This window comes from Aureisphaera galaxeae (assembly GCF_028561275.1).
Taxonomy (GTDB): Bacteria; Bacteroidota; Bacteroidia; order Flavobacteriales; family Flavobacteriaceae; genus Aureisphaera; species Aureisphaera galaxeae.
In genome coordinates, this window is sequence record NZ_JAQQTF010000006.1 from 470,973 (window position 1) to 488,476 (window position 17,504).

17 protein-coding genes are annotated in these 17,504 nt (G+C 42.0%); 10 read left to right on the top strand and 7 right to left on the bottom strand.

Annotated elements, in window-relative coordinates:
- Positions 1 to 170: 170 nt before the first annotated feature.
- The 4 genes from POV27_RS12505 to POV27_RS12520 form a co-directional block, all read right to left on the bottom strand.
- Positions 171 to 1,247: an AMP-binding protein gene (locus POV27_RS12505; protein ID WP_272863111.1), complete on the bottom strand. Its 1,077-nt coding sequence runs from the start codon at positions 1,245 to 1,247 to the stop codon at positions 171 to 173.
- Positions 1,248 to 1,258: 11 nt separating this feature from the next.
- Entirely contained in the window at positions 1,259 to 2,221 is a 963-nt protein-coding gene (locus tag POV27_RS12510) for a CPBP family intramembrane glutamic endopeptidase (protein ID WP_272863112.1), read from the bottom strand.
- A gap of 43 nt (positions 2,222 to 2,264) precedes the next feature.
- A complete protein-coding gene (locus POV27_RS12515; RefSeq protein ID WP_272863259.1) occupies positions 2,265 to 3,305 on the bottom strand; it encodes an o-succinylbenzoate synthase in 1,041 nt (346 codons plus the stop codon).
- 108 nt (positions 3,306 to 3,413) lie between these two features.
- A complete protein-coding gene (locus tag POV27_RS12520) occupies positions 3,414 to 4,094 on the bottom strand; it encodes a metal-dependent hydrolase (protein WP_272863113.1) in 681 nt (226 codons plus the stop codon).
- Between the two features lie 269 nt (positions 4,095 to 4,363).
- Between POV27_RS12520 and POV27_RS12525 the strand changes: the two genes are divergently transcribed.
- Positions 4,364 to 5,509 (top strand): tetratricopeptide repeat protein, encoded by a 1,146-nt coding sequence (locus POV27_RS12525; protein ID WP_272863114.1) that lies wholly within the window; start codon positions 4,364 to 4,366, stop codon positions 5,507 to 5,509.
- Here POV27_RS12525 and menA read toward each other — a convergent pair.
- Both menA and POV27_RS12535 read right to left on the bottom strand, forming a co-directional pair.
- Positions 5,493 to 6,452, bottom strand: coding sequence for a 1,4-dihydroxy-2-naphthoate octaprenyltransferase (menA, locus tag POV27_RS12530; protein ID WP_272863115.1), 960 nt, complete (start codon positions 6,450 to 6,452; stop codon positions 5,493 to 5,495). The genes POV27_RS12525 and menA overlap by 17 nt on opposite strands.
- Positions 6,453 to 6,551: 99 nt before the next feature.
- A complete protein-coding gene (locus tag POV27_RS12535) occupies positions 6,552 to 9,341 on the bottom strand; it encodes a choice-of-anchor I family protein (protein WP_272863116.1) in 2,790 nt (929 codons plus the stop codon).
- Between the two features lie 212 nt (positions 9,342 to 9,553).
- Here POV27_RS12535 and POV27_RS12540 point away from each other — a divergent pair, with 212 nt between their 5' ends.
- A complete protein-coding gene (locus tag POV27_RS12540; RefSeq protein WP_272863117.1) occupies positions 9,554 to 9,928 on the top strand; it encodes a DoxX family protein in 375 nt (124 codons plus the stop codon).
- Between the two features lie 107 nt (positions 9,929 to 10,035).
- Here the strand turns inward: POV27_RS12540 and holA are convergent, their stop codons facing one another.
- A complete protein-coding gene (gene holA / locus POV27_RS12545) occupies positions 10,036 to 11,040 on the bottom strand; it encodes a DNA polymerase III subunit delta (protein ID WP_272863118.1) in 1,005 nt (334 codons plus the stop codon).
- 120 nt (positions 11,041 to 11,160) lie between these two features.
- On the opposite strand from holA, the gene POV27_RS12550 reads away from it, so the two are divergent.
- The 8 genes from POV27_RS12550 to POV27_RS12585 all read left to right on the top strand — a co-directional run bounded on the left by POV27_RS12550 (position 11,161) and on the right by POV27_RS12585 (position 17,495).
- Positions 11,161 to 11,601, top strand: coding sequence for a type I restriction enzyme HsdR N-terminal domain-containing protein (locus tag POV27_RS12550; RefSeq protein WP_272863119.1), 441 nt, complete (start codon positions 11,161 to 11,163; stop codon positions 11,599 to 11,601).
- 23 nt (positions 11,602 to 11,624) lie between these two features.
- The gene (locus tag POV27_RS12555) at positions 11,625 to 12,617 is read left to right on the top strand and encodes a glycosyltransferase family 2 protein (RefSeq protein WP_272863120.1); all 993 of its coding nucleotides are present in this window, start codon (positions 11,625 to 11,627) and stop codon (positions 12,615 to 12,617) included.
- An 82-nt stretch (positions 12,618 to 12,699) separates the two neighbouring features.
- On the top strand, positions 12,700 to 13,596 hold the full coding sequence (locus tag POV27_RS12560) for an OmpA family protein (protein WP_272863121.1): 897 nt from the start codon (positions 12,700 to 12,702) through the stop codon (positions 13,594 to 13,596).
- Between the two features lie 188 nt (positions 13,597 to 13,784).
- Entirely contained in the window at positions 13,785 to 14,390 is a 606-nt protein-coding gene (locus POV27_RS12565; RefSeq protein ID WP_272863122.1) for a DinB family protein, read from the top strand.
- Positions 14,391 to 14,396: 6 nt separating this feature from the next.
- Entirely contained in the window at positions 14,397 to 14,834 is a 438-nt protein-coding gene (locus POV27_RS12570; RefSeq protein WP_272863123.1) for an SRPBCC family protein, read from the top strand.
- Between the two features lie 64 nt (positions 14,835 to 14,898).
- On the top strand, positions 14,899 to 15,240 hold the full coding sequence (locus tag POV27_RS12575) for a YciI family protein (RefSeq protein ID WP_272863124.1): 342 nt from the start codon (positions 14,899 to 14,901) through the stop codon (positions 15,238 to 15,240).
- A gap of 5 nt (positions 15,241 to 15,245) precedes the next feature.
- Positions 15,246 to 16,526 carry an RNA polymerase sigma factor gene (locus tag POV27_RS12580; RefSeq protein WP_272863125.1) on the top strand — a complete coding sequence of 427 codons (1,281 nt, stop codon included), beginning with the start codon at positions 15,246 to 15,248 and terminating at the stop codon, positions 16,524 to 16,526.
- Positions 16,527 to 16,559: 33 nt separating this feature from the next.
- Positions 16,560 to 17,495 (top strand): hypothetical protein, encoded by a 936-nt coding sequence (locus POV27_RS12585; protein ID WP_272863126.1) that lies wholly within the window; start codon positions 16,560 to 16,562, stop codon positions 17,493 to 17,495.
- Positions 17,496 to 17,504: the final 9 nt, after the last annotated feature.

Genomic DNA, 17,504 nt, shown 5'->3' on the forward strand with positions numbered 1-17,504 from the left:
TAAAAAAGAAAAGGGAGCCCAACTCATGTGACTCCCCTTTCCCAAAAAAACCAACCAAAAAAACTAAGATGACTTATCTTATGAAAAAATAATTACACTCAAACTTACCGCTGAAACTTGTAGGAAAAAAGTGATATTGAGGGAAGCCCTTATCTCATTGAGGGAAGCCGCTAGTTGTGCTTGTGAAGCAAAGACAGCACATCCAGTCTTTTGATTTTTCCCGTTTCAGTATATGGGAATTTGGAAAGGGAATAAATTCGTTTGGGGCGTTCGTATTTTTCGAGACTCTCGAAGGCCTTACCGTAGACTTCCTCGCTCGGCACATCTTTTCCTTCTACGATGAGAATTACCCGTTGGCCTAAGGCTTCATCTGTTTCTGAAGCAATGATGAATGAAAAGTCAAAATGTTGAGACAGCTTCATTTCAATCTTTTCAGGGCTTAATTTCACCCCACCGCTATTAATTACATTGTCGATACGACCCAACCAAGTGAATGAGACCGGGGAATGCAGCGTCACCAGATCGTTCGTAACGACCTCATCATCGCTCACTTTAGGAGCTTCTATGACGAGACAGCCTCTAGGGTCTTTCGCAAATTTAACGTTAGGCAAAGCAGAGAATGCATCAGACTTTGCGAAGCCATTGATTCGACGCACCGCTATATGGGTAATGGTTTCGGTCATTCCGTAGGTTGCAAATACCTCGGTGGTCTTATCTTGAAGTTGGGCCTCCAATTCGACAGAAATAGCGCCACCCCCCACAATCATTTTCTTCACCTTGTCCAAAGCATGAATGGAATGGTGCAATTGAAAAGGTACCATGGCTACAAAATCATAATCATTGTCATATTCGGTGAGGGCGTCTTTATTAGGGGCTACAGCATGCAAGTCCCATCCCAATACCAAAGCACGTACCAACATCATTTTCCCGGCGATATAATCGGCCGAGAGGCATAATAGTGCTTTTGTGCCTTCACCTATCTTAAAATAGGCTCCAGTGGCTTCTGCACTATTGATCATCTGTTGTTTGTTCAGAAAAATCTCCTTGGGTGTTCCTGTAGAGCCCGACGTACGTACCATGACGGTTTCACCAAAATCCAACCACTCCTCCAAAAAGTTGGCGATACTCACCTCATAAGCAGCCCCGTGGTTTTTAAGGTCATCCGCGAAGTTGAGCAGTTCTTCTGCAGAGCTATAGGAAAGCCCATTGAACTTAAACTTTGGATGTATGTGAGGTGAGGTTGGCATCTAGCTTTGTTCTATTCGGTTCCGATTTCTAGAATGGAATCATCGGGCGGACGCTCCACCTTTCCGAAGAGCTTCTCTCCCCAATTCTTCCATTTATAGCGCCATGCCATAAGACCTAGAAAAATGGGATAAATTATTAATACTGGAATGAGCACATCCCAGCCCATACTCGGATCGGATATATCTTTAAAAATGGAATCGGTCTGAAATGCGGTCCAATCGGCCGTAACCAACATAGCAGCTACAAGATTATTCCCAGCATGGAATCCTAGGGCCAGTTCCAAGCCTTCGTCCATAAGGGTCATAATTCCCAATAAAAAACCTGTTCCTATATAGTAGACCATTACGACATTCCCTAATTTTTCTACTTCGGGATTAAAGAAATGCATGGCTCCGAAAATGACCGAAGTTACTATTAGAGGAACCCATCTATTACCAGCCATTACCCCAATACCCTGCATTAAGTAGCCACGAAATAGGTATTCCTCAAAACTGGTTTGCAACGGGATCATAAGAATAGCCACAATGGCCAAAATGATGAAGGGCACCCAATTGAATTGGACTACATAATCCTCAGGAAACGCATAATAATCGTATAGTGTGGTTACAATAGTAAATGCTGCTACCATAGCAAAACCGAACCCAAAGCGGCCCCAATCTATCTTCTTTCTTGTCGTGGTAAGTGTTAGCATGGGTTGTCGATGCACATATCGCACCCAGAGCCAAAGCCCAATGAGTCCAATGACAAATGATAAAAGCATTAAAAATAAGGTGAGATTGGCATCCAGAACCCCCATAATGGCGTTGGGGTCTTCCAAAACGGTAAGTGCGTCCAAACCGTCGGAGGAAGCTTTGATCATCACTCCGATGATAAATGGGATAGATCCCAATTGCCAAACAATAAAAATGGCGACAAATCCAATGACGTAGCGCCAAGCATCATGTAGGTAGTTGTAAGCAAGCTTTATGTACATAGTGTATTTTTATATGGGATTAGATAACCTTAGGTAGGTTTTGTTACTCGATTTGTGAAATATCCCATTCTTTTTCAGGATGATATCCTATGTGCCCTTGAATAACCTCTAGGGACGATGGAATATTATTGGTATACAAGCTGCCGGTACCCAATCCTTGGGGCAATTTACTATTTTTTGTGAAGGTATATTGTGAAATGGCATTCAATCCCACATTGCTCTCCAAGGCAGAGGTAATCCACCACCCTATTTCGTGGGCTTCAGCCAAGGAAATCCAGGTATCACTTCCTTTAAAACCTCCAATAAAACTAGGTTTTAGGATGATATACTGCGGTTGAATGGTCTGAATTAATGCTTCCTTTTTCTCTTTCGTAAAAACTCCGATGAGTTCCTCATCCAAGGCGATGGGCAACGGAGTTAGTTCACACAAATGGGCCATTTCCTGCCATTGTCCTTGTTTTATAGGTTGTTCTATGGAATGAATGTTCAGTTCGGAAAGCTGCTTCAGTTTTTCCAATGCTTCTGAAGGGGAAAAGGCACCATTGGCATCGACCCTGAGTTCAATTTCTGAAGGGGAGAATTCCTTTCTAATAGACTTCAGCAACTGAATTTCCGTATCGAAATCGATCGCTCCAATCTTCATTTTAATACAATCAAATCCTTTTTCGATGCGTTCGGCTATTTGTTCCTTCATAAAGGTAGCATCGCCCATCCAAATGAGCCCATTTATCGGAATAGACGCATCGCCTTTGGAAAATGCCGAAGGAAATATTTCATAAGGATCTTTTGATAACATGGATGTAAAAGCTGTCTCTAGGCCTATCTGAATGGATGGGAATTCGAACAATCGATCGTACAATTCGTCCAGACCCAAGTCTATGTTTTTACAGGTCCATTCCAGGGTCTCTTCATAATCCGGCCGATCGTCAACACTCAATCCTCGCAAGAGCCCACACTCACCTATGCCCCATTTATCCCCAACTTTTAAAAAGATATAAAAGGTTTCTTTGGTTTTCAGTACGCCACGGGAAGTCCCAGCTGGGCGTTTGAATTGGAGGAGGTGACGTTTATAAGTTGCGTGCAACAAAATGAATTAATGATTTAATGAGTGAATGATCCAATGATTGAATGAGTTAATGGTAATACGGATTAACATTCCTACTATTGTCTAAAGACTATTGACTATAGACCACTACACTTCCACAGTACCGCCGATTTCCAACAAAACGAGCTCTTTTCCAGCATTGCTGAATTTTTCCTGTGCGACCTGGGTATCAATTTCAATAAAGCCGAAAGTATTGTAGTGTACTCCAAGAATACGATTGCATTCTACAAAATCACTGGCGATAATGGCATCGTCCACACCCATGGTAAAATTATCCCCAATGGGTAATATAGCCATATCCAGTTGGGTGCGCATGGGAATCAATTTCATGTCCATGGTAAGGGCCGTATCCCCTGCAATGTAGATGTTCTTGCTTTCTCCTTCAATCACAAAACCACCAGGAAAGCCGCCGTCGGAACCATCATCAAAGGTACTTGTATGAATCGCATTTACATATTTTACCTTTCCAAAATCGAACTGCCAACTTCCACCGTGATTCATAGGATGTACGGTACAACCTTTGGCTTGATAGTGCATGGCTATTTCATAATTGGATACGATAGTCGCTCCTGTATTCTTTGCAATGGTCTCTGCATCCAATACATGATCCAAGTGTGCATGGGTAAGCAGAATGTAATCGGCTTTTAAGTCGTTTACCGAAACAGCATCCTTAGACAACGGATTTCCAGAAATGAATGGATCTACAATAATATGCTTTCCTGAAGCTTCGATAGAGAGACTGTTTTGACCGTAAAACGTGATTTTCATAGTATGATTTTTATTTGGACAAAGGGTGTTTGTTACTTCCGTAAATTTAATTGATTTTCGCCTCTTTTCAGAAAAGATGGTTTGTCATATTATCCAATCAAGCACCTTTCACGTTTCTGGTGCACTGCTCGATACTACTAAATTGTCCGTAAAGGCTGTAAACTAAAGGCATACGATTATCTCACGGAATACAGGTGTAAGAATTTTCTTAACAAAATTTTGGGAACCACTTGATATTTTATTTATCTTGACTCCGCCAAACCTGCCCCATGCCACGATTCTCCCTACTTATATTGGGATTTTTCATCATTCCTCTCTACGGTCAAAATCCGACCCTGGATAGCCTCAAACTAGAGCTAAGGAAAAACCTCATTCCCGAAAAGAAAATTGAACTGAACAAAGAGATTGGTAAAATCTATCTCGAGGGACAGGTGTATATGGACAGTGCCGTCTTCTATCTTCACAAAGCAGAACAAATTGCCAAAAAGAAGCATTTGAAAGACGAAGTGTTGGCAGAAACCCTTTTCCGTTTGGGACATGCCTATGGGATGGCCAAAAAATGGGAAAAGTCCCTGCAGTATTTTAAGGAGTGTGCAAAGTATGCTGAGGAGCTCAATTTGGACAATGCATTGATCTCGGCTGGTCAGAATATTGCAAAAATATACATGGAAACCAAGCAATACGATCTTGCCAAAGATGCTTTCATTGATAAGATAAAATTGGCCCAACGACTGGATAAACCTCCCTTCATCCTAACAGGCTACACGAGTCTGGCAGAGATTTATCTAGAGGAAGGGAATCTAATTAAAGCTTCCGAATACATTGAAAAAGGGACTCAAATAGCCATGGAATATGATCTCATGGGGCATTACTATTACTATACCAAGGCCAGTGTCTTTTACGCTCAAGGTGACCTTGAAAATGCCGAAGCAGTAGCGCTTTTAGCCGAAAAAGCAGCTAAGAAAGAGCAGGACTTAGAATACACCTATGAAATTTCCATCCTGCTATCTAAAATTTTCGAAGACCAGAGACGCTACGATACATCCATGGGATATTTAAAACAGTCTATTGTTTACCATGACAGTATTCATGATGCACATCGGCTTAGTGAAGTAGACCGAATGGAATTGCAGCTGCAAATTCAAGAGCAGGAAGCAAGTCTGGTAAATTTGAAGCAAAAGAACAAATACCTAGCAACCATCTATATCCTTACCGCCCTTGGAATCCTCCTTCTTGTCGTATTGGTGCTTCGACAGCGTAAAATTGTACGTATGACAAGGAACATCCACGACATTCAGAATTCCTTGGTGAAGTATGAAATAGAACAACGCAAAAAAATGGATGCGAGTGCTTTCGAAGCTACGCAGCATGCAGATCGCGAATTCTTGGGTAGTCGGTTTAGTGAAAAGCACTGAAAAGTATAGCAAAGGCAAACGTACTTAAAGCCACCTTCTTTAGCTCTGCATCCAACAAACGCGGTTCTTTGTTTTTACCCACAGTCACCATATTCAATATAAAAGGAATAAAAGCCAAAGCATAGATAAACTGCAGGGGCTTTTCGTAATGCAACAAGGTATACAACAAGGCGGTCGTCATGCCCAAAATCAATAAGAAGTAATGGTATTTTTTGGCTTTTTGGCTTCCCCATTTTACTACAAGGGTGTTTTTCCCCACCTTGGCATCGTTTTCTATATCCCGCATATTATTGAGGTTCAATACCGCGGCACTAAACACTCCTATACTCGTTGCGGGAAGTAACAAGTCCCACTTCAGGGAATGGGCAAAAAGGAAATAGGTCCCTAACACACTTAGCAAGCCAAAAAAGAGAAAGACAAAAATATCGCCCTTTCCAGAGTATCCATAAGCACTTTTTCCAACAGTATACTTAATAGCTGCAATCACAGCAGCAATGGCCAAATTGAAGAAGATAAAGGCCAACAGGAAATTTTCATTCCCGAATGCCATAAAAATGAGCATACTGGCAATGAGCAGGGTAATCCCTGCGGTAATATACATCCCCTTTTTCATTTGCTTTGGTGAAATAATCCCACTGGCCACCATACGCTTTTCTCCTTCCCTATGGGTGTCGGTTCCCTTTACCCCATCTCCATAATCGTTCGCGAAATTGGATAGTACCTGAAAACCTATGGTCGTTAATATGGCAAACCAGAACAATGGTCTTTCGAAGTAGTAGTCATACACAGTGCAGGCAATGCCTCCTGCACTTTCTTCAAGCCATTTAGCCTCTAATACATTAAGAATAGGGTTGCCAAGAGCAGCTCCTACAATAATTCCTGAAACGGACAATGGAAGGGTTCGCAATCGGGCTGCACCGAGCCAAGCTTTCAGTTGTGACATAATTGAAAATTACCGCACAAAAATAGGGTAAAAAAGAAAATCCGCCCCTACATAAATGAAGGAACGGACTTTCCATTACTAACTAACTAACTAACTAATTTATCTAACTATGAATCTTGCTGTCTGTCCTTTTTTGTTTTTGATGATGTAGGTTCCACTTGCGAAAGAAGCCACATCGATAGTAGCAACCTCTCCGGTTGTCGCCATCAATCTTCCCGTAATATCATAGATTTGATACTCCCCGGGCTTGCTCAAGAAAATGATATCATTTACTGGGTTCGGGTATATCGCTAACGTCTCGGTGGCCGTTTCGAAATCGTTCACAGAAAGTACGTCATTGTTGATTGCGTATACACTCAATGTGGCACTTCGCTCATTGGAAAGCACCAACAATCCTGTGCTGGTTGGGCTGTCTTCAAATGGAATGTACACCACTCCTTCTGGAGCAAGGTCTCCCATTTCGTCTCCGCCGGGAGTCGCATCACGGCTGTTTTCGTATTCAAGGAACACTGGATTAGCAGGATCGGTTACGTTGTATGCCATAACCCCTCCAATGCGCTCTAACAATACAAAAGCGTAGTATTGACCATTAATTTCCTCAACGATTACTCCTTCTGGCTCTGGTCCTTTGTTATCACTTCTGTTTTTGAAGTTGTTGTTGCTATTGCTAGCGTTGAAGATGCCTCCGTATACCGGATCGTTTGCAGTGATTACTTCAAAATCGTTAGCACTGTCGTATACCAAGTTTCCAGAATCGGCTTCGAAAATACTGAAGGAACGACCTCCAAATACATGGATTTGCTCAAAAAGACCATCATCGTCGATATCTCCTGAAGCGTTTGTTACGTTGATTTCGGCCAAGTTGCTTTCAAGTTCCAAAATATCAATGTTGGAGAATACGGCAGGATCTAACGTATAATCGTCATCGTCGATCTTACGCTCTTCTTCGTACGTATCGTATTCTCTTGCATCACCTTCGTTGGCAGTAACCACATAGGTAGTTCCATCTACTTCGTAAGTAGCAATGGCATCGGGCATATACATTCCCATAATGGGCCAGTTGGCATCGAATACGAAATCGGTTTCATCGCTTACATCTATAGTGTTAGGGAATTGACTGTGGTCTTTCAACCCGAAAGGCAATACGTCGGTGATTTCCATAGTTACCAAATCCACTACAGCATAGGCATTGTTCTCTTGAAGGGTTACATATGCTTTTTCGGAATTGCCTGAAACCGCTACATATTCAGGCTCTAAATCTTGAGAAACGCTAGCTCCAGGTCCGTAGATACGAACTCCGGCAGCTTCCAAGTCTGCTTGCTGCGCATCGAAAGCATTAAAATTCAAAGTAGTTACGTTGGATTGATTGATGTTTCCTAATCCACCACTAACGTCGATAATAGAAATGCTTCCTTCCGGATCGATGGAGTAATCGTCGTTAGGCTCTCCTTCGTTGGCCACAATTACTTTGGTTCCATCGGGAGTAAAAGTTACCATGTCTGGAAGTGCGCCTACTTCTAGGTATACTCCATCGGTATTGGCAACATCCCCGATAAGTACGGTTCCGTTGTCGGTCTTTTCAATTCCGGAAATAGCCAAGGCATACAATCCGCCATAGGTAGTAACACTCTGCACTCCATCTCCTGTAGCGGCAAAATCGATGGAAAGGTTGGTGCTCATATTACTTGGATCTGAGAAATCGATGAACTCCAATTTGGTGTCGTTGGTTACTAAAATCTGTTGGCTGTCCTTATCGTAAGCAGCGATCTCGGCAGTACCGTCACCGTCTACCAAAAAGCTTGATAGAAAGGTAAGGTCTAGTTGAGAATCGTCGCCCGCAGGAACTTCGGTATCATCATCTAGGATGTATACTCCAAAGGTATCGTTCCCTCCCAAGGTTACATTGTCTGCATTTTGCAGTTGCAACACGAAGAACTTATCTCCTTCGTCATTTGTATTGTTGGTGATAGGAATGGTAACCGTTTGCGCTCCCGATTGAGAAACTGGGAACATAAGGGTTTCGGTCGATACGTAGTTGAAATCGGTTCCGTTTACTGCAGTTCCGCCAGAAAGCAATACCACATCTACAGATCCTTCTTCGGTTGGAGCCTGATCTGGAACTACAGAAATTTCGATAGAGCTGTCTCCTTCAGAAACAGAAACGAAACCACCATCAAATTCAACATCGGCAATAATAATAGGATCTGCTTCGAAACGTACATTATCAAGGTAGATGGCTTCTCCGCCGGAGTTGGAGCGTAATTCTACTACCAACTGTACCATAACGTTATCTGGTACCGAAGCACTTCCGTTTTGCCAAGCATCTTCAATACCCAAATCGTCGATATCGTTTCCTTCGGTATTAAGAATATCTATTTCGGTACCATTGGTAAGATCACGTACATAAATACGAATGCGGTCGTTGGAACTGTCATTGGCAGTACCATCTCCTTCCCATCCGGTTGCGTTGATGAAATAATCTACAAACACAACATTGTTCGAGAATCCGTTGAAATCGACCACATCGAATTCAACAATCATATTTCCATCTGCATCGGACATTTGATAGCCATTGTTTCCATCGGTATAGGCAACCACGTCTCCTGTAAAGTCGGTAACCCCAACAAAATCTCCATCGGTAAGACCTGAACCCGGTATATCATAAGGTACGTAAGTAGCATTGAACCCTATCTCTCCGCCGGTAGAAGTAAAATCTACTTCAGGCTCTCCCGCATTATTTACTAAATCGTGCGCTACGCTGGCATCTCCAGTGTCTGTATATTGCCCTCCAGGTACGGTAGGTTCTTCAAAACTGGTTGATGCTATTTGAGCTTGTAACATGCTCAAACTCCCAAAAAGAGCTAGAGCAAAAAAGGTAATTTTCTTCATTTGGTATTCGTTTTTTAATTAGCACTACAAAATTATTCGCTGGGGGAGCGTATGGGTTTAGCTAATCTTTAAGTTATAATGAACTGGGTATTGTATTATGGGTGCGGGAGAGCTTCAAAAATTAAGAGAAGGTAAACTAAATGTTAGGCGGATTCATGGACTGTTATAATTTTTCTATTTTTAACAAATAACCCATCAAAAACAAACAACAAATGAAAAGAAACCCTGATTTAGGTCTACTCGTCTTACGCGTAGGTCTTTCCGCCCTCATGCTTACGCATGGAATCCCTAAATTTCTAGAACTCGTTGGAGGCAACACGGCCGTAGTGGGCAATCCCATTGGTGTTGGTGGCCTGTTAACATCCATTCTTGTTGTAATTGCAGAGTTTATCTGCCCTGTCCTTATTATTATCGGCCTTAAAACGCGTATGGCAACCATCCCGGTTATCATAACCATGGCCATCGCTGCATTTATGATCCACGCCTCCGATCCTATTGGTACCAAAGAAAAAGCGCTTATGTATTTGGTTGGTTTCATAGCCATAGGAATCATGGGAGCTGGAAGATTGTCTGTGGACAAAAAATAACAAATGCCTATTCTCCAGAATTTGAAATAAAAATCCCCTAATGATCACGGTCATGGGCGTTTCTTGAGCGCCCTTGGCTAGATCATGAATTCCCAAAAAATCAAAAATTAATCGAAGATCTTTACAAGAAGTTCTTTAAGTAAATCCCCTTGCGGCACATTGGCCGCTCCTACTCCTTTACTTTTCATATCTATTTCACGGATCGTTGCTACGATCTTGCTCACCTTTTTCATGGGATAATTACGGGCAGCCATTTCATAGTCCTTAATGAAATAGGGATTTACCCCTAATACTTTGGGAGCATCGGACGGATTGGAAAGCGAATGGTATTTCAGCAATTTTGAAAAGAAATTGTACAACAGGGCAATGGTCATAACAATAGGATGGTTACGCGGATTCTGGGCAAAATACTGAACGATTCCAAAAGCCTTCTTCACATCCCTAACACCTATCGCATTTTGCAACTCGAAATTATTGAAGTCCTTACTAATCCCAATGTTTTCTTCTATGATTTGAGGAGTGATTTGCTCTCCAGGCTTTACAATGAGTTGCAATTTTTCCAATTCATTGTTCACCTTGCTTAGATCGTTTCCTAAAAATTCAGTGAGCATTTGCGCCGCCTTGGGGCTTATGGTATAACCCTTTCCTCCCATAACCCTTCGGATCCAGTCCGGCACCTGATTTTCATAGAGTTTCTTACTCTCGAAAAGAACGGCACTTTTCTTAAGTACTTTGGAAAGCTTTTTACGGGCGTCCAATTTCTTGTATTTGTAGCAAATAACAAGCACGGTAGTGGGTTGAGGATTCTCCGCATAGGATGCCAAATTTTCGATGGTACGCGCCAAATCCTGAGCCTCCTTAACAATAACCACTTGCCGCTCGGCCATCATGGGATAGCGCTTTGCATTGCTTACAATGTCATCGATAGAAACATCACGACCATAAAGTACCATTTGGTTAAAGCCTTTTTCTTCCTCGGTAAGCAGATTCTTTTCAATATAATCGCTAATGCCATCAATGTAATAGGGTTCCTCCCCCATTAAAAAATAAATAGGAGAAGCCTTGCCATTCTTGATGTCCGAAATGATTTTTTTTACTTGATCTAGGGCCAAAAGCGTTTATTTGTCTGTTCGAGCGCAGTCGAGAACTTAAACCGCCTCTCGACTGCGCTCGAGGGGACAGGCATATCCCATAGATTATGAAATCTGCTTTGGAAAGCGTTACTTTGTTCGATGCCGCAACTCAATTTTCCAGCATATTCCTTCCGATTCAAAAATAGGGAAAACAAACGACTGATTTTCGATCCCATCCGGAAAAAATTTGTGGTACTCACACCCGAGGAATGGGTTCGGCAACATACGGTTCAATTCCTGATTTCTGAAAAAGAGTATTCGGCCAACCTCATTAATGTGGAGAAACAATTGGTACTCAACAATACCAAGAAGCGATACGATATTGTGGTATTCGAGCCCGATGGCTCTATTTTTCTTATTGTGGAATGCAAAGCGCCATATATCTCCATTACCCAAGACACCTTCGATCAAATCGCCCGCTATAATTTGGTCACCCAAGCCAATTATCTCATGGTGACCAACGGTTTGGATCATTATTATTGCCGAATGGATTACGAAAACGAACGGTATGTGTTTTTGGAAGACCTTCCTAGCAACTGATTAAAAATGTTTTTCTTTGCCTTGTGAAAATCGCCGTGGTCATACTGAATTGGAATGGGAAATCCCTTTTGGAGCAATTTCTGCCTTCGGTTGTACAGCATTCTGATGATGCCCATATCTATATGGCCGACAATGCCTCCACGGATGACAGTGTTGCGTTCGTTACTGAAACTTATCCCCAAGTACGTATCCTTCAGAATAAAGAAAACGGTGGCTACGCCAAAGGATATAACGATGCCCTCAAAGACCTAACCGAAGATCTTTTTGTGCTTTTGAATAGTGATGTGGAAGTGACCCAAGGTTGGCTCTCCCCTATTGTTTCAGAATTCGAAAAAGACCCTTCTTTGGCCGCAGCCCAACCCAAAATATTGGATTACAAAAACAAGTCCTATTTTGAATATGCCGGTGCAGGTGGAGGATTTATAGATCGTTTGGGTTATCCCTATTGCCGCGGACGTATCTTTGATACCTTGGAGCAAGATGAAGGGCAATACGACGATGTCATTCCTATTTTTTGGGCGACAGGTGCCTGTCTATTTGTATCGCGTGAGGCTTTTTGGAATGTGGGCGGATTGGATGAAGATTTATTTGCCCATCAAGAGGAAATCGATCTTTGTTGGCGCATGCAATCGCGAGGCGGCATTGTTAAATATGTAGGTACATCGACCGTTTATCATGTGGGAGGGGCTACTTTAGCGGCAGCACATCCCAAAAAAACATTTTACAACTTCCGAAATTCCCTTCTTATTCTATTGAAAAATGTAAAAGGCTTTGCTGCTTGGCGGCGCATTTTCATTAGGATGCTATGGGATGGTTTAGCGGGCATGATGTTCCTATTGCAGGGAAAACCGAAGCATTTTATAGCTGTTATCAAAGCGCATTTTAGCTTTTACGCTCTTATCCCCAAGTTTGTAGGAAAGCGGAAAAAATGGGCGTCGGGACTTTCTTACGCCACAATAAAATCTATCGTTTGGAAGTACTTTATTGCAAAAAAACGTAACTTTAACAACCTCTAATAAACTTTACATAAAATAATGTTAAGTGCCATTTGGCAACTGAATGAATTTATAATTTTGACTCACCTAATTTCGTAACAAAATGAAAAAGTTATTTATCCTAATGGTTTCCGTTGGGCTTGTTTTTACTTCCTGCGTGTCGAAGCAAAAATATGCCGAATTGGAGGCTAAACAAAAAGAAACACAAGACCTATTAAATACAGCCACGGTTAAGCTGAATGCTTGTGAAGCAGACAAAGCTGCAGCCAATGCCCGTATCGCTTCCTTGCAAGAACGAATTGAAGATCTTCGTAAAACCAACACAGATCTAATTGAAAGTTCTAAGGAATTAACAATCCTAACCAAGCAAGGAGCTACGAACCTAGAGAAGTCATTAGAAAGTTTAAAGGAAAAAGACCTAAAAATAAATCGTCTACAAGATGCCCTTAACAAAAAGGACAGTGTGACCCTTGCTTTGGTAACGAGTCTTAAGAAGGAAGTGGGTCTAAACGATGAGGACATTGAGATTAATGTAGAAAAAGGTGTAGTATTTATTTCCTTGAGCGATAAAGTATTGTTTAGAAGTGGAAGCTATAACCTATCTACAAGAGCCAATGAAATCCTTGGAAAAGTAGCCACTGTAATTAACAGTAAGCCCGATTTCGAAGCTTTGGTTGAAGGACATACCGACAACGTTCCTTACAAAAAAGGAGTGCTGTTAGACAACTGGGATTTAAGTGCGAAGCGTTCCACCGCTGTAGTACGAAAGCTTATGGAGCTGGGTGCTAATCCGTCTCAGCTAATTGCAGCAGGACGTAGTGAATTCGTGCCACTGGTTCCTAACGATACTGCAGAAAATAAGTCGACCAACCGTAGAACGAAAATCTTTATCCTACCTAAGATTGATCAATTCTATGAAATGATCGAAAATGAATTGGAAGTACTTTCCAATGAAGGTGGTGGCGAAGGAACAGGTGAAGGTGACGGCGACGGAAACTAAAGTTGCAAAAACATATCGTATAAGAACCCAGCTTAGGCTGGGTTTTTTAATTTCTACACCCAAGCAGTTCTCCTCTTAACCCTCTGTTTATAGGGATTCCTTAATTTTTTTAATATTTTTATAAGGAAGCTGTCCAATTTTTCGACCCTTGCACGTCATAAGGGTATAAACAACAAAACAACACCAAAATGAAAAATTTAATGCTACCCATCTTTGCATTGCTCATCATGGGTTTTACCACGACAGAACAGCAATTGACCCAAGCAGAACGTGACTTCGCTGTTGAAGAAATGACCAAGACGTACGATCATTTGCTAAAGACGATTAAGGGGTTGAGCGAAGCACAACTCAATTTTAAGAGCAGTCCAGAATCCTGGTCCATTGCCGAATGTACTGAGCACATCACGATTTCTGAAAACAACATCTTCGGGATGTTGCAGGGTGCACTGGCGAACGAGCCCGATCCTTCTAAAAGAAGCGAAGTGAAAATGACCGATGCACAGATTCTCCAAATGATTCCAGATCGCTCCCAAAAAGTAAAGACGGCCAAACCCTTCGAACCCACAGGGCAGTTTGGCTCCCATAAAGTGACGGTGAAGGAGTTCAAAGCCAAAAGAAAGTCGAATATCAAGTTTGTGAAATCAACAGAGGAAGACCTTCGTAATCGCTATACCGAGCTTCCCTTCGGAACGATCGATGCCTATCAAATCCTATTGTTTATGTCGGCACATACCGACAGGCACATTTCGCAAATAAAAGAGGTCATGGCGCATGCCGATTTCCCTAAAAAATAGAACCCTATGGAATACGCGATCAAACAGCTTTTTCACATAGACGCATCCCGAGAAAAAGTTTTCAATGCTATTGCTACCATCGAAGGGCTCTCCAATTGGTGGACGGTGCAGACCAAAGGCATGGAAGGATTGGGAGCAGAAATTGAATTCGATTTTGGTTCCTTTCTAGGCCCTACGATGAAGGTGATAGAACATGTTCCCAATGAAACATTGGTATGGGAATGCGTCGCTCGGAGTGAAGGTTGGCATGGACATACATTTGTGTTTGCCTTGGATGAAAATGACGGAAAGACCCGAATCCGATTTTCCCATAATGGATGGAAGGAACAGGACGATTTTTATTCCCACTGCAGTTTTAGCTGGGGTCGTTACCTCGAAAGCCTTCGGCAGTATTGTCAAACAGGGCGTGGAGAAGCCTTTGGAAGCGAGGGATACAGAAAATAGACCATCTTCTATTGACTATTGACTATTGACTATTGACTATTAAAAACAACTTAATTCACATACAATGAACGAATATTTAATGATTATTAGAGGTGGGGAAGATCTTTCCGGTAAGTCCCCAGAAGAAATGCAAGAACACATGAACCATTGGCAACAGTGGATGGGAGGTCTCGCAAACGACGGGAAACTTATAGGCGGACAACCGCTACAACGAGAAGGAAAAAGCCTTACCGAACGCGGCACCAAGGTAACCGATAGACCCTTGGCCGAAGGAAAAGAAATGGTAGGCGGATACATTATGGTGCGTGCCAATGATTTAAATGAAGCAACCGATCTTGCCAAAGGCTGCCCTGGATTTGAACACGATTGTACCATCGAGGTACGCGAAATTGCGCCAATGGGCTAATTCCTTTGGAAAGCACAAACTCCATAGACCATACCTTAAACCATCTTTTCAGGCAGGAATCTGGAAAGATGGTTTCGGTTTTGATCAAGATTTTCGGATCGGAGAATATTGAAATGGCCGAAGATGTGGTACAGGACGCTCTGTTACGCGCCTTGGAAGTGTGGAAATTTCGCGGTGTACCCGACAACCCCAGGGCTTGGCTCTATCGTACCGCCAAAAACAAAGCCATTGATATCATTCGGAAGAACAAGCACAGCCGAACAATCGACTTTTCAGACCCCGAACGTCAATTATTGACTTCAGAATACACCTTAACCCCTACTATGAACGGCTATTGGGAAGAAGCCCAAATACAAGATGATTTTCTAGGCATGATGTATGCCTGTTGCGATCCAGAGATTTCGCCTGAGAATCAGGTGACTTTTATCCTGAAATCGCTTTGTGGTTTTAGTACCAAGGAAGTGGCAAAGTCCTTCTTAACTTCAGAAACGACTATTTCCAAGCGACTGTATCGCACCAAGGAATATTTTAGAAATCATAAGATTGCCCCGCAAATCCCTTCTTCGGAGCATATTGCCTCCCGAACCCAGTCGGTGTTGAGCGCCATCTACCTTATGTTTAATGAAGGATATAATTCTACCCATTCTGAAGACCTTATTCGGAACGATCTTATTTTCCAATCGCTGCACCTGTGCAAAGCAATGCTAGATAATGAAAAGACCCAACTTCCCGAAGTATATGCCCTTATGGCGCTGATGTGCTTTCATACGTCTAGAGTTGATAGCAGATTGACAGAGGAAGGAAAGCTCATCCGATTGGAAGATCAGGATCGATCCTTATGGAACAAAGAGCTCATTGCAGCAGGAACCAACTATCTATTCAAAGCAGGTTCCGGGAATACCTTTTCTACCTACCATTGTGAGGCGAGTATTGCCCATCAACACTGTATTGCAGCTACCTATGAAGATACGAATTGGAAGATCATTCTGTATTTCTACAACATGCTATTATCTATTGAGGACGATCCCGTGGTTGCCCTTAACCGATGTTTGGTCATTTCCATTCTCCATGGTCCTGAGCAAGCACTAAAAGAACTGAAATCCTTGGGCAAGGATCCCATTTTGGATAAATACTACCTATACCATTCCAGTCTTGCGGCCATGTATGAGCAATTGGAAGAAAAGGATTTGGCTATTGACCATTTCAAAAAAGCTTTGGAACTCACGCAGTCCAAGCAAGAACAACTCTTCCTTAATGAAAGGATTGATTACTTGCGCGACCAGTAGCATTTTGGCCTTAAATTTGTGGCCTTAGGAATCATGAAACTTTTTCAACTTCTTCTTCTTGCCATAGTATTTACCATTGTTTCCTGTAATCCGGTAGATAAAAAACATTTGCAGGGTACTTGGGATATTTCTACCTATCAAGATGATCCCATTTTTTGGTTATTCGAAATTCAAGACGATACGATTATGTTTCTGGATGATGCCGGATTCGAAGAAAAAGTACCTTTCAAAATTAATCCGGGATCCATACAACTAAAAAGTTCGGATGGCACTCTGGATACCATGCTTCCTTTTAAGTATTTCAATAGGGATTCTATAAAAATTGGGAAGAATACTTTCAAAAAGTCCAACAAAGAAATCGATGAGTATTCAATTCAACTATTAGACATCGCTTCTCCCAAAAAAGGTAGGTTTGATATTCAAGGAATACCAGTCGGTGTTTTTAAGCGAGATGGACAACCGGTTATGACCTTAGGCCCCATGGAGGTGAGCATTTTAGATATATTAATGACGCTACATGATAGAAATCGAACAACTACTCCGTCACTGTTTTTGGATCGAAGTGTTGATTTATCGGTTTTGAAGCATTTACAAATGGAGTTCTCCATTGCACGGCATAACAGGATGTATTTGGTTTTGCAGAAAGAAGGTTTCCACACCTATCATACTGTGTTCTTTAGACCCTTTTGTTTTCATGAAGATTTGGTGCGTTATAACGAACAACATAGCTATCCTCCACCCTTACCAAGTGATGGTTTCTTATCTAAAGAAACATTCCAAAAAAACGGAGGACTCATTATTGATATCGACTCCAATACACCTGTAATGGTGTTGAATGTTATTCACAAAAACCAAAATTGCGTAGTTCGAATTTCGGAAGAAGTTTCCGTTGAAAAGTATATCGAGATTCTATTAAAATTGGAAAAATTCGGAGAGAACGGCGTGAGCATCCCTTATTACATTGACTAAAGCATCCTA

Excerpts from the sequence above, each read along its gene's own strand:
- POV27_RS12560 (WP_272863121.1), top strand. The coding sequence starts at position 12,700 with ATGAAAAAGTTATTTATCCTAATGGTTTCCGTTGGGCTTGTTTTTACT.
- POV27_RS12575 (WP_272863124.1), top strand. The coding sequence starts at position 14,899 with ATGAACGAATATTTAATGATTATTAGAGGTGGGGAAGATCTTTCCGGT.
- POV27_RS12585 (WP_272863126.1), top strand. The coding sequence starts at position 16,560 with ATGAAACTTTTTCAACTTCTTCTTCTTGCCATAGTATTTACCATTGTT.
- POV27_RS12505 (WP_272863111.1), bottom strand. The coding sequence starts at position 1,247 with ATGCCAACCTCACCTCACATACATCCAAAGTTTAAGTTCAATGGGCTT.
- POV27_RS12570 (WP_272863123.1), top strand. The coding sequence starts at position 14,397 with ATGGAATACGCGATCAAACAGCTTTTTCACATAGACGCATCCCGAGAA.
- POV27_RS12540 (WP_272863117.1), top strand. The coding sequence starts at position 9,554 with ATGAAAAGAAACCCTGATTTAGGTCTACTCGTCTTACGCGTAGGTCTT.
- POV27_RS12525 (WP_272863114.1), top strand. The coding sequence starts at position 4,364 with ATGCCACGATTCTCCCTACTTATATTGGGATTTTTCATCATTCCTCTC.
- POV27_RS12565 (WP_272863122.1), top strand. The coding sequence starts at position 13,785 with ATGAAAAATTTAATGCTACCCATCTTTGCATTGCTCATCATGGGTTTT.
- POV27_RS12550 (WP_272863119.1), top strand. The coding sequence starts at position 11,161 with ATGCCGCAACTCAATTTTCCAGCATATTCCTTCCGATTCAAAAATAGG.
- POV27_RS12520 (WP_272863113.1), bottom strand. The coding sequence starts at position 4,094 with ATGAAAATCACGTTTTACGGTCAAAACAGTCTCTCTATCGAAGCTTCA.
- menA (WP_272863115.1), bottom strand. The coding sequence starts at position 6,452 with ATGTCACAACTGAAAGCTTGGCTCGGTGCAGCCCGATTGCGAACCCTT.
- POV27_RS12535 (WP_272863116.1), bottom strand. The coding sequence starts at position 9,341 with ATGAAGAAAATTACCTTTTTTGCTCTAGCTCTTTTTGGGAGTTTGAGC.
- POV27_RS12510 (WP_272863112.1), bottom strand. The coding sequence starts at position 2,221 with ATGTACATAAAGCTTGCTTACAACTACCTACATGATGCTTGGCGCTAC.